Annotated in this window: 11 protein-coding genes and 1 other RNA gene; 2 read left to right on the plus strand and 10 right to left on the minus strand. The window is 51.2% G+C overall.

Going from position 1 to position 12,662, the window contains the following annotated elements:
* Positions 1–138: 138 nt before the first annotated feature.
* Together WBL83_RS06800 and WBL83_RS06805 are read right to left on the minus strand one after the other, a co-directional pair.
* Positions 139–318 carry a hypothetical protein gene (locus WBL83_RS06800; protein WP_424588422.1) on the minus strand — a complete coding sequence of 60 codons (180 nt, stop codon included), beginning with the start codon at positions 316–318 and terminating at the stop codon, positions 139–141.
* Positions 319–399: 81 nt separating this feature from the next.
* The gene (locus WBL83_RS06805) at positions 400–924 is read right to left on the minus strand and encodes a rhodanese family protein (RefSeq protein WP_424588423.1); all 525 of its coding nucleotides are present in this window, start codon (positions 922–924) and stop codon (positions 400–402) included.
* Positions 925–1,155: 231 nt separating this feature from the next.
* Here WBL83_RS06805 and WBL83_RS06810 point away from each other — a divergent pair, with 231 nt between their 5' ends.
* Entirely contained in the window at positions 1,156–1,926 is a 771-nt protein-coding gene (locus WBL83_RS06810) for a LamB/YcsF family protein (protein WP_424588424.1), read from the plus strand.
* Positions 1,927–1,984: 58 nt separating this feature from the next.
* Here WBL83_RS06810 and WBL83_RS06815 read toward each other — a convergent pair whose 3' ends face one another.
* Together WBL83_RS06815 and WBL83_RS06820 are read right to left on the minus strand one after the other, a co-directional pair.
* The gene (locus WBL83_RS06815) at positions 1,985–2,839 is read right to left on the minus strand and encodes a PA4780 family RIO1-like protein kinase (protein WP_424588425.1); all 855 of its coding nucleotides are present in this window, start codon (positions 2,837–2,839) and stop codon (positions 1,985–1,987) included.
* A gap of 332 nt (positions 2,840–3,171) precedes the next feature.
* Positions 3,172–3,399 (minus strand): hypothetical protein, encoded by a 228-nt coding sequence (locus WBL83_RS06820; protein WP_424588426.1) that lies wholly within the window; start codon positions 3,397–3,399, stop codon positions 3,172–3,174.
* A 209-nt stretch (positions 3,400–3,608) separates the two neighbouring features.
* Here WBL83_RS06820 and WBL83_RS06825 point away from each other — a divergent pair, with 209 nt between their 5' ends.
* Positions 3,609–5,219, plus strand: coding sequence for an FAD-NAD(P)-binding protein (locus WBL83_RS06825; protein WP_424588427.1), 1,611 nt, complete (start codon positions 3,609–3,611; stop codon positions 5,217–5,219).
* A gap of 49 nt (positions 5,220–5,268) precedes the next feature.
* Here WBL83_RS06825 and WBL83_RS06830 read toward each other — a convergent pair whose 3' ends face one another.
* The 6 genes from WBL83_RS06830 to WBL83_RS06855 form a co-directional block, all read right to left on the minus strand.
* The gene (locus tag WBL83_RS06830) at positions 5,269–5,574 is read right to left on the minus strand and encodes a helix-turn-helix domain-containing protein (protein ID WP_424588428.1); all 306 of its coding nucleotides are present in this window, start codon (positions 5,572–5,574) and stop codon (positions 5,269–5,271) included.
* A gap of 553 nt (positions 5,575–6,127) precedes the next feature.
* Positions 6,128–6,616, minus strand: coding sequence for a DUF6998 domain-containing protein (locus WBL83_RS06835; RefSeq protein WP_424588429.1), 489 nt, complete (start codon positions 6,614–6,616; stop codon positions 6,128–6,130).
* Positions 6,617–7,393: 777 nt separating this feature from the next.
* Positions 7,394–7,757: a transfer-messenger RNA gene (gene ssrA / locus WBL83_RS06840) on the minus strand.
* A gap of 57 nt (positions 7,758–7,814) precedes the next feature.
* Positions 7,815–8,978, minus strand: a complete 1,164-nt coding sequence (locus WBL83_RS06845; protein WP_424588456.1) for an HlyD family type I secretion periplasmic adaptor subunit — start codon at positions 8,976–8,978, stop codon at positions 7,815–7,817.
* Between the two features lie 7 nt (positions 8,979–8,985).
* A complete protein-coding gene (locus WBL83_RS06850; RefSeq protein ID WP_424588430.1) occupies positions 8,986–11,181 on the minus strand; it encodes a type I secretion system permease/ATPase in 2,196 nt (731 codons plus the stop codon).
* Complete coding sequence (locus tag WBL83_RS06855) at positions 11,178–12,581, minus strand: TolC family outer membrane protein (protein ID WP_424588431.1); 1,404 nt, start codon at positions 12,579–12,581, stop codon at positions 11,178–11,180. Before WBL83_RS06855 ends, WBL83_RS06850 begins: the two co-directional genes overlap by 4 nt.
* Between the last annotated feature and the right edge of the window lie 81 nt (positions 12,582–12,662).

Below are 12,662 nucleotides of genomic sequence, written 5' to 3' on the forward strand. Positions count from 1 at the left end.
TCTGTTCACTATTGATAATTATAAGTAAATCATGGGGTTGGTTTCACCAGTTGGTGAGGGCGGGGGATTACAAGAATGGGCGAACCTTATTGAAGGGCTTCAAGGCGGGTGATACTTTCCCGCCTGAATACAAACGCATTAGCACACACCAAAATCATCGTCTTCTTTATACAACACAACGTCTTCGGCTTTTAACGTGACCTTTTCACCGGACAAAATATTCCGGGGCGTGCAGAACAGCATATCCCCTTGAATATCCAGCACTTCATATTTTGGGCCACCTTTCTTGGGTTGCACCAGATCACCTACTTTGAACATAATGAGCCTCATTCAATTGAGAAAAATGAACAACGTATACCGTTAACCATAGCCCAAAGCGGCGGGTTTTATACCTGCGATTCAGCGCTTATTCCACGGCATAATGGCCAGTAAGCGAGCCATGCCGCAAAAACCACTGATACCCGCAAACAGCAAACCCGCACCCACAAATCCCGACAGTAAAAAGAACCCTGGGTGAAGAGCAAACCCTAATACCACGCCTGCGAGAACCAGTGTCCCTGCGGCAATCTGTACCTGGCGCATTATCGGTAACGGCTGTGATTTATCAGCGAGTATTTCTTGCCCGTCTTTCTTCCAGGCCGTTAATCCTCCTTCAAGCAGCAGGACTTTGGCTGGTGCCACCGCATCCGCCAGCTTTTGCGCATTTTGAGCGGTACGCGTGCCGGACTGACAGTAAAAAATCACCGTATCGAAAGGATCGAAGGGACCAAGTCTGTCGCCAAGTTCGATTGCTGAAAGCGACAGTAAATGAGCCTCGGGAATATTCTCACGCGCATATTCGTCACGCTCGCGGATATCAATCAATGCGGCACCTTTCGCCACCAGAACTTTGGCTTCGGCTGGGGAAATACTCTGAATAGACATGCTGCTCCTTACAGACAAAAAATGGCTTTTAACATGCCAATACTATCCCTATTGGCATCACTTTATTATGGAATATCAGGATGATTGTTGGTGCGTGGCAGCCTACACTTCCGGCAGATGTATGACAGTATATAAAAGAAAATGACGGCGAGGCCGCGTAATATAGCGACTATCTTATGTCTGCATTGGTGCTATTTTCGATTTCCTGAAAAGTTGTCTGAGGAATAACAGATGTTAAAAACGATTGATCTCAATAGCGATTTGGGCGAGAGCTTCGGGCAGTGGAATATGGGTGACGACGCCGCCATCCTCAAACTGGTGAGCAGCGCTAACGTGGCTTGCGGTTTCCACGCCGGTTCCCCTGCGGGCATTCTCGAAACTCTGAAAGCCGCCAACGCACAGAGCGTCACGATTGGGGCGCACGTTGCTTATCCGGACCTGGTGGGATTTGGCCGCCGCAACATGGACGTCGCAAGCGATGAACTCACCGCCGATGTGATTTATCAGATTGGTGCGTTGCAAGGACTGGCGCAGGCGGCAGGAACCGAAGTGCGATACGTCAAACCGCACGGCGCACTGTATAACACCATCGCCCATAACGAGCGCCAGGCGATGGCAGTTATCGACGGGATTCTGGCGATTAACCCAAATCTGCCGCTGGTGGGGCTGGCGGGTTCTCCGGTGCTGAAATGGGCGCAGCAAAAAGGATTGAAGACGATTTCAGAAGCGTTCGCTGACCGCGCCTACCACGCCGATGGCACGCTGGTTTCCCGTCGTGAAGCGGGCTCGGTGCTGCACGATGCCCGGCAGGTGGCAGAAAGAATGCTGCAACTGATTACCGAAGGTGGCGTGCAATCAATCGAGGGTAAATTCACCCCGATTCAGGCCGACTCTATCTGCGTACATGGCGATAGTCCGGGGGCGATTACCATGGCGAGCCAGATCCGCAGCTTGCTTGAAACGCACGGCATCGCCATCCGTTCGTTTATCTCCCGGGCGTAATCCAGACACAAAAAAGCCCGCATCACTTTTATGATGCGGGCTTTCTATCTTATCGTTGTTATTCTTGTTCGCGCTCTCTTGCCGCACGCTGACGCTCGTAATAATCATCTTCTGCCGTGATGATTTCATCCATCAGTGAATCCATATCCACGTCATGCACTTCTTCGACAAAAACACCGGTTAGCGGCGTTTCTGGGGTTAATTTACCGTCTTCATAGATGGCCCAGATCTCTTTCGCATAACGTGTTTTCAGTAATTGTGGCGCGAACTGGCCGTAGTACGCGGTGATGTTATTCACATCGCGTTCAAACATGGTTTCAGCATGGTTGTTTGCGGCAGCGTCTACTGCTTGCGGCAGGTCGATAATCACCGGCCCTTCGGCATCGAGCAGCACGTTAAACTCCGACAAATCGCCATGCACAAGGCCTGCACACAACATGCGCACGATATTGCGGATCATCGTCTGGAAATCAGCAACCGCCTGCTCTTCCGTTAAAGTGACATCACTCAAACGTGGCGCAACCGCACCTTCAGCATCAGTGACCAGCTCCATCAATAACACGCCATCAATACACATATAAGGCTGCGGGACACGTACCCCGGCGTTAGCCAGACGGAACAGCGCTTCGACCTCTGCCATTTGCCAGGTCTCTTCTTGTTGCTTGCGCCCGAACTTCGAGCCTTTCTGCATGGCTCGGGTATTACGCGTATTACGGACTTTACGCCCTTCCTGATACTGCACCGCCTGCTTAAAGCTGCGTTGCATGGCTTCTTTGTACACTTTGGCACACTGGATCTTGTCACCGCATAAAACGGTGTAAACGTCGGCTTCTTTGCCGCTTTTCAGCCGCTGGAGCACATCGTCAACCAGGCCGTCATCAACCAGAGGTTGGATTCGATTTGGAATTTTCATGCGGCTTTATACCTTATTTCAGTCGCTTTTCGTACCAATAACACAGATGGGGATGCACGGATTAAGGGGCAAGATATTTACTGGAATCTGCATGAACAACGTAACTGTATGTATTTAATCGCTTGTCATCAACTCAACTTTTGATTGTGCACGCGTTATACAAAATACCAGCCAGGCAGCAGGGATTAAAGGTGGGGTGGGGGGGAAGTTTTTTCAACAACTGCTTGTATTCGTGACGGCTACCACCGGAGGTGTGTATCTCGTGATGGTAGCCCAGACAGGTTTTGTACCCGCACCTTGCGAGGTTGTCGCCCCAGGTCAGGAATTGAAATTTAAAATACCTTCGATGAAAAATCGTTTTTAACTTCACTTTCGATATAGGTATTCAGACCCCATCCGGCACGTGCCAGCTCTTTCATTTTTTCCAGATGGTCCGGCCCCGGGTGGAAGATGTCGTAAAGATAGACGTGATTGTTCTTAAAACGGACTTTTATCGAGTTGGCATCAATCTGGAAGCTGACGACCTGTGAATCACCGCTTTTGTTGGCGTAATTTTCCATACCGCATCCTGTTAGATAAGCCTGATTTCTGGCGAAGTTATCTATTAACCACGTCCTGCGTTCTCATACAGGGTAATGGCTCACGCTTTGCGTAACCGACCGTAAAATAAAGGAGGCAGGATCCCGAAATACCGCACATAAGTTGCCAGAACTCGCTGGCTCAACCTAATCTCAATAGATGGACTAAGTGAGCAAAAGGGTGAGTAGTAATGAAAAAAGTGGCAATTATCGGCGCAGGGCCAACAGGGATTTATACTTTTCTCTCCCTTCTGAAGAACAAGATACCTGTTTCAGTTTCTATCTATGAGCAAGCCCGTGAAGCGGGCATCGGCATGCCTTACAGCAATGAAGACAACTCGCGAATGATGTTGGCGAATATTGCCAGCATCGAAATTCCGCCCATTTTTTCGACCTATATTGACTGGCTGCGTCGCCAAAGCGAACAGCATCTGGCGCGTTATGGTGTCGAGTATTCTTCGCTTCATGTCCGTCAATTCCTGCCGCGCATCCTTCTTGGCGAATATTTTCGTGACCAGTTTTTGGAACTGGTAGAGCAGGCGAAAAAACAAGGTTTTGAGGTTGAGGTGCATGAGTCTTGTCAGGTCACTGACCTGCAAGCAACGCCCGACGGTGTGAGGTTATGGGCGCAAGGAGAGGCGGTGCCTGACTTGTTTGATCTGGCTGTCATCGCAACGGGGCACGTCTGGCCTGACGAAGATGCCTCGACACAAAGCTATTTTCCAAGCCCGTGGTCAGGACTGATGGAGGCTCATATTCCTGCAAGCAAAGTTGGAATTATGGGGACGTCATTAAGCGGCCTGGACGCAGCCATGGCGGTGGTTATCCAGCATGGTGAATTTATTGAAAACGATGGGGAACACTGCCGGTTCAATCTTGATGAAAAAAGTGCCGGGCTGAAAATTGTGCTGATGTCGCGCTCAGGTATCCTGCCAGAAGCGGATTTCTACTGCCCGATTCCGTATGAACCTTTAGAGATTGCCACCGAACAGGCGATTAATAACGAAATCGCGGCCGGTTCAGACGGCCTGCTCGACAGAGTATTCAGCCTGATGGTTAAGGAAATCGAACGGGCGGATCCGGCCTGGAGCGAACGCATATCCCTGAATACGCTGGATGCCGACAGTTTCACCAAAACCTGGTTTGCCGACAGGAAACAAAACAACCCGTTCAGTTGGGCCGAATCCAATCTGCAGGAAGTGGAACACAACAAACGTGACAAACGAACTGTCCGCTGGCGCTACGTCATCCTTCGCTTACATGAAGCGGTGCAGGAGATTGTTCCACATCTCGACGAGGCCGACAGCAAGCGGTTCGACGCGGGGCTGGCACGTGTATTTATCGATAATTACGCCGCCATTCCTTCACAATCGATTCGTCGATTACTGGCGTTACGCGAGGCGGGGATCATCAGCATTCTTACGCTTGGGCATGATTATGAGCTGGATGTGCAGGAGCATCAGACCGTGATTACCGCCCAGGGCCACAGACATGAGTTTGATGTGTTTATCGATGCTCGCGGGCAAAAAGCATTGAAGACCAAAGACCTGCCGTTCCCAACTTTGCGCCAGCAACTTCAGGCTAATGGCGATGATATTCCTGATGTCGGCCACGATTACATTTTGTTGGAACCGTCTATCGCTCGCGGGCATATCGGTTTTGGCGCGTTGCCGTATCTGATGCACGACCAGCCATTCGTTCAGGGTCTCACCGTTTGCGCAGATATTGGTGCGGCTATAGCGAGTGCCATTTCAAAGCCCGCACTCAGACCGCGCAGAAAGCTGCCGTTTATGGATGACTGATATTTTAAAGGGTGGATAAGCGCCAGCGTCATCCACCTGTTAATCCCGCTTATACGTGCGTATCGGCTTTTGGCTTACGCCTGCGCATCTGCCTGACTATTGGCTCATGCGTCTGTGCATCAAAATAACGGCTCGGCCATATTTCTTCGACGGGTACGCCAATCGCTTTACTGATGAGCATTTCACCTTTTGCCCACGGGCGTGTCAGCGCATTGGCAAGTGTTGAGGAACTCAAACCCACAGCACGTGATTCGGCTGCCAGCGAAGTGCCTTTTTTACCTAGCGCGGCGATGATATCGGCTGGATGCCAGTCTTGTTGAAAAGGCAGGAAGGTGGGGCTGTGCGGTAATTTCATTTACATCTCCTTGTAATGGTAACGACTACCACCGGAGGTGCAAATCTCTTGGTGGTAGCCCAGACAGGGTTTGCACTACCGGCTACAAGGAAACCGGCCAATCCGAAGATTGCCCTGCCTGAGCCACCATTGAAGTTGTGAGTACAGTTTTTAAACTGTTCAAACAGCGGGTGTGCAGAGGCGTAACACTTAATTATGAACATTAAGTGAATCCTTGTAGTTTTCGGCGGGGTGCAAATCCCGGCTGCGGATTTTGCCGCAGCGGTGGCGACTATAACGCAAATCGGAAGTGTTAACCAACCCGCTAATAGTCGGAATGCGAGTTGTTTTCCAAAGAATTTTTTAGAGTTGCAGACGTTGCAGGAGTCGAGATCACAGACACAAAAAAGCCCGCGTAACTTTCGTTATGCGGGCTTTCGACTTCATCAAGTGGCTCTGGTAACCATTGACGGAGGATTTTGGGGATAGGGGGGCTGAATAATTCACTCAATTAATTGTTTATATTGATTTTTTATTAATTCAACTATCAAACGTATACCTAAGCGTATACCAATTAAATGATCTTTGGCTTAATAGTTTTGCACCAGCGAAGAGTGCTGATAGATTTGAATTTAGCTATACCTAACTGACTTCTCTCGTTTCTTGATCTTGAACCTGGTGCTTCTAAGGCTGTAATGACTTTTTCTCGCGGCGCTTCGTACATCGCCAAAGCATCATAATTTTCATCAAGTAAGACTAAAAGAACGGAATCAAAGGGTTTAGATATATCAATCGCCCCCAGCCTTGCAGAAACTTTTTTTGGATCAGGCATATAACGACCTTTGATTTGGATTTTATATTCCTTTCCGTTTAGAACCTCGATCGCATCATATCCAGACTGTCGCGCCTCGCATAGAGACAACCCAAGAAGAGTCGCTGCTTCATACTCTGCAATTTCACCTGTGATACCGAGTGGTTTCTTGGTCAGTTTGTAATACCTCAAAGCAACATTTTTAGCATCTTTAAGTATTGTTTTAATTTGATTTTGATTATCAGAAAGCAAAACTAATCCTCTTGGTAATACCGTTAAAAAATCAGATTTAACAAGTTACCAATTAAAGCGCTGATTTAATACGATTATTATTGGGCTTCAATTTGTATATATGTTGGTACGGGCTTCAGGAGTTGATTGAACATTAATCTCATGAATTTTATATATTTTTATGGTCAAGATTTGCTTTGATATACGCCTTCACATTTGATTGGCTGTATGAAATTTGCTCTCAATATTCTATTGGAAGATATCTAACCAAATCTAATAAGTGCGTCGAGAAAATATCTCTTTTTCCGTCTAAATACTCACTCTGTTCACCCTGCATTTTTGTTATAGAAAATCATGATGCTAGATGGTGAGCATGCGGTTAAGGGTGAACAGTCGATTGTTTACCCCGACCATGTTCAGGCGTAAAGAACCGGTTTGCGCCGGTTATGTAGATTAAATCGTGAGGGTGTCATCGCACCAGGGTAGCGAGTCGGAGTTCCTCTCGTTTGTCAGCATCAGGTTGGTCTGTGCTCCCTGTTTCGTGTGCCAATTCTTATAGTCCAGCCGGTACTCTTAGAGCATGACAGCCCCTGCCTGGACATTTCCTACCCAGCAATGGCATCGGTTCCCTACATTTTCGGCGGATGACGCTGCGCTTATCCGCCCTACAACTAACTGAATTCAGGCGGTTTTCTCAGCGTCTCACACCAAATAACAGACACAAAAAAGCCCGCGTAACTTTCGTTAAGCGGGCTTTCGACTTCATCAAGTGGCTCTGGTAACCATTGACGGAGATTTTGGTGGAGCTGGGGGGAGTTGAACCCCCGTCCGAAATTACTACGCCGTCGGTACTACATGCTTAGTCTATCTTTGCATTCGCCGGGCAACTGCGGGTAGACACGCCATTACCAAACTATCCTGATTAGATTTAATGCTTCAACCCCAGGCAAGGTTTCCACACGATCTCTTTTGGGTTTGACTTCTCTTTGATCCCCGTCTTAAGAGCGGAAGCTAGGGAGAGAAGGCTCTTAGCAGGTTATTAAGCTGCTAGGGCGTAGTTTTCGTCGTTTGCGACTATTTTTTTGCGGCTTTTTACGAGGCAAACCGCCCCTCGGCATGCACCTTGGGTTTCGCGAATCCCGTCGAATCCAGAATCAGCCCCACAAGTGTTTTGTAAGTATAACAGAGTTGTAGCGCCACTTACTACCCCTCATCTGCGCTAACGTTCACGCAGCGCTTCACGGGCGCGGTTGAACGGTTTAATCAGGTAATCGACGATGGTTTTTTGCCCGGTTTTTATGTCAACGGTGGCGACCATCCCCGGCGATATCGAAAAATGATGCCCCGCTTTGTTCACCAGATAGTCCTGCTGAGTGCGGATAAATACCCGGTAATAGACGATTTCAGGTTTAACTTTGTCCTGAATGGTGTCCGGTGAGATGGTTTCAACTTCGCCCTCCAGCCCGCCATAAATGGCGTAATCGTAGGCGGTGACTTTCACCAGCGCGCGCTGGCCAGGGTGAATAAATGCAATGTCGCGCGGAGAGAGGCGAGCCTCAATCAGTAAGTGATCGTCAACCGGCACGATTTCCATCATTTCACCGTTGGGCGGGATAACGCCGCCAATCGTCGTCACCTGGATATTTTTCACGATCCCGCGCATCGGCGAGCGCACGGTCATGCGGGTCACTGAGTCTTCGCGCCCTTTGATAATCGCCGAAAGCATATCCACTTCTGCATTGGCTTTGGAAAGCGCCTCGCGAGCTTGCACGTAATATTGCGAGCGCAGGTCAGTGATTTTGAGTTGCAGATCGCTTTTTTGCCGCTGTAAACGCAGCACTTCCACATGACTCGCAGCGCCACTTTTTGCCAGACGCTGTGTAATCCCCAGCTCTTTATTGACCGAAACTAGCGCGTCCTGGATGTCTGATGTGGAGTCATTGAGCTGTGAGCGGCGGCTTTTATACAGGCGCGTTTCGGAGGCGATGAGTTCCGGCCAGGCTTTGAGCGAGTCGGGGAAAACGAGCGGCAGGTCGTTCACTTCCGCGTTAAGTCGCACGCTGGAGGCAAGGGATGCGCGGTAACGTGCGGCACTTTCGCCCACGTTGGATTCGGAACGAGTCGGGTCGAGGCGGGCGACGATTTGTCCGGCTTCAACTTTGTCGCCTTCGTGTACCAGCACTTCGGTGACGATGCCGCCATCCATCGATTGCAGCACCTGTTCGCGCGAGCTTGGGACAACTTTCCCGGTGCCGGTTGAGACTTCATCGAGCGTGCCAAACCATGCCCACACGCCGAGTAAAATAAACAGCAGTACGCTTATCATAATGATGCGGCTGGCACCGGAAAACTCGCGCTCGCGCCGAATATCCGGGTCGTCCATAGCGATATCACGCTGATTGGTTTTCATTTTTCCACTCCCGTCCGTTTGGCTGCACGGTGGCGCGACTGTTGTTACTGTTACTCAGCGCCTGAGCTTTCGGTGCATCCATCACCAGTTGCCCTTCCTTGAGAACCAGCACCCGTTCCACCAGCTCAAGCATCGGCACGCGGTGGGTGGCGACAATCAATGTGCGATTACCCAGCCACAGCCCCAGGCGCTGGATGAACTCGCGTTCGGTATGGTCATCAAGTGAGGCTGTCGGTTCATCGAGCAGCACAATATTGGGGGAACGCATCAGCATACGGGCCAGCAAAATTGACTGGCGTTGCCCGCCGGATAAACCCGCTCCGCCTTCCATAATCGCGTGGTCGAGTCCTTTTGGCAGACTCTTCACAAAGTTGCCCGCGCCGCTGATTTCGAGCACTTCGAAGATATTTTCGTCGCTGGCATTCGGTGCACCAAGCGTGAGATTTTCGCGCAGTGTGCCGTAAAACAGGCGGGCGTTCTGGCTCATAAAGCCGATGTTGCGCCGCAAATCCGCCATATCAATTTGCGCCATACTCAGGTTGTCGAGCCGCGCATCGCCACTAATTAAATCGACGCCGCCGGATAACGCCTGAAGGAGCGTGGATTTTCCAGCGCCGTTGCGCCCTAAAACCGCCACGCGTTCACCTGGTTTAATCTCGAGGTGAGCAATGCGCAAAGGAATGCGCTGGTCTTCGCTGTGGTAGCGAAACTGCGCATTTTCAAACAGATAGTGGCCGTGGAAAATATCCTGATGCACCAGGCTTTCATCGCGCTGGGTTTCCACCGGCAACTGCATAATGCTGTCCAGCCCCTGTTTCGCGGCTTTGACCTGTTGCCAGCGAGCCAGCACGCCGCACAGGTTTGCCATCGGGGCAATCATGCGTGACGCCAGCATGGATGCGGCAACCATCGCACCGGTGGTCATATCGCCTTCGATAACCAGCGGCGCGCCGAACAAAATCACCGCCGCATATACCAGGCTTTGAATGGTCATGCCCCAACTGATCAGCCCTTGCGAAAGCTGGCGCGTGCGCAGGCCGGACTCCGCCGTAATACGGATGTAGCTGTTCCATTGCTGCAAAAAACGGTTTTCCGCCTGCATCAGCTTGATGTCTTCCAGCCCTTGCACGCTTTCCACTAATACGGCGTTGCGGAGCGTGGCTTCGTGCGCCGACTGGTTGGCGAGCATCGCCAGTTTCTTTTGCAGCAAAAGGCCGGGCAAAATCATTAATACTGCCGCCACGGGGGCGATCCACGCCAGTTGCGGGGCAATAATGCCCAGAACGATGATGAACATGAAGAAGAACGGTAAATCGACGATCGTCGAGATCGTTGACGAGGTGATCATTTCGCGGATCTGTTCGAGTTCGCGAAGCTGGGAAATAAAGCTGCCGGTGGAGCGGGGGATGGCGCTGTTACGCAGGCGTAATGCGTGGCTGAATACCCGATCGGAAACACGCATATCCGCACGCTTGCCGAGCACGTCCATAATATGGCCACGCGCCACGCGCAGTACAAAACCAAATATCACCGCCAGCATAACGCCGGATGCCAGCACATACAGCGTGGGGTAGGACTGCGCCGGGATCACGCGGTCATAAACCTGCATGGAGAAAAGTATGCCGGAAAGCGAAAGCACGTTGATCAAAAATGCCGCCAGCATCACCGGCCCGTACGGGCGCACATCCTGCATCACCAGTTCTTTTAGCCAGTCCGGGCTGAAGCGTGAAATATACTTATCAACACGGCTGTCTTTGAGCGCCGATAGCGGGCGAAGTGCAGCCACAAAACGGATTTCTGGCAGCAGCGAGCTGAGCGACACGCGGTTGGTCTGGCGCTCGCCGTCAATCACACAAATATCAACCGTATCGTCGCCGTCGAAATGCTCGATAACCGCCAGTTGCCCGTTGTTCAGACTGGCCGCGATGGGCAACCGCCATTGTCCAATCGCCAGTTCCGGGGCGTTTAAGATATGAAATGACAGTCCCGCCTGGCGCGATAACTGCGTCAGCGCCGAAAGCATGTTTTTGTCTTTAAACCACGGCGCGTTGGCCTGAATGGTGCCGGGCGAGCAGACCACGCGGTAATGCGCGGCGACGTGGCTAATGAGCTGCGCCCACTGGCTCAGCGATTGTTCGGTCAGATGCTCATCAACAGGAGGCGGGATTTTGCTCATGGCTGGATCTCCAGTGATTGAATAGAGCGATGCTCCATGCCAAATGCGTTACGCAACCGGCCGCTGTTATACAGGCAGTTGAGTTGCAGTTGATGAAGCTGGCTGATGGTTTGCAACTGGGCAAAACGAGCCTGAAAGACCTCCTGTTCCGCATTCAGAACATCCAGCAGCGGACGAGAACCCAGGTCCAGATACTGCTGTTGATAGAGTTCGCGGGTGCGCGCGCTTAACTCTTCCTGGCGTTTCATGACCTGTACCGCACCGACCAGGCTCATCGCCTGGCTGCGTGATTCCATCAATTTCTGGCGTACATCAAGACGGGTGCGCTGAACACCGGATTGCGCGGCTTCAACCGCATGGCTTGCGGCGTTGCGGCGTGCGGTTAATCCTCCACCCTGGTAGAGGGGCATTTCGACTTTGATAAAGGCGGAGTATTGCGTGCGATCCAGCACTTCATGGCTGGCGTATTTATCGTTCAGGTAGTGCTGGACTTGCGGCTCGAGCGAAATCGTCGGCGTCATCTGCGCATTGGCGTAATCGAGATTCGCCTGTGCGACGCTGGCTTGCGCCCACGAAGCCAGTACTGCCGGGACCAGGCGGTCGTCGGGCTTTTCGATATCGCAGCTTTTTGCGAGTTTGTTCGGGAAGTCATTGCTGATGCCGTTGAGGTTATTCCAGCCTAACCAACTCATTAGCGTGGCCTGAGCGCTGTCAAGATTGGCCTGATACTGAATTAACTGTGAGCGTGCGGATTCAATACGCGCGTTGGTTTGCACCACGTCTGACATCGACGTCGCACCTTCATCGTTACGCTGCTGCGTCAAACGGCCAATGGCGCTCAGGGCATCGAGTTGCTCTTTCGCGACCTCCACCATTTGCTGCCACATCTGCACCTGCACCATGGAGACGGCGGTATCGTGACCGACATTATCGATGCTGACCAGCACGTTGGCCTGTTCCTGCGCGACACCCGCGCTTTCGGCCCGAACCTGGCTTGAAACTTTGCCGAAGTCGTAAAGCATTTGAGAAATGGATAACACGATCGACGGGCTAAAGCCGCTGTCGGTATAACTGTTGCTGTAGCCGTTATTCACGCCCGCCGTGACTTGCGGATAGTATTTCGATTTAGCGACATTGACCTGTTCAGACTGGCCGTAAAGTTTGCCGATGGCCTCATGAATGCTCGGGTGCCAGTTCACCGCGCGGTTTACCGCATCGTTGAAAGTGAGCGTGCCGGGCGCAGGTGCGTTTAACGGCAGGGAAGATGAGCCATCAAGCGAGGGAAGCTCTTGTTGAGCGAGTCCCTCAGTCGAGATGTACTGTGGCGTATCGTCGGCATGCGCCTGGGCTACACATAGGCTGCATGCCAGCCATAGAGCAAACGGCTGTAATTTTCCCATATTTTATCCCTTTTAAATGTCACTACGTTCATACAGGTCTTGTAATTGCCGTCTTGAAAATGTCGGATGTTGCTTATGTCG

Origin of the sequence: Buttiauxella sp., from assembly GCF_049686335.1 — a bacterium.
In the GTDB taxonomy this organism is placed as follows: Bacteria; Pseudomonadota; Gammaproteobacteria; order Enterobacterales; family Enterobacteriaceae; genus Buttiauxella.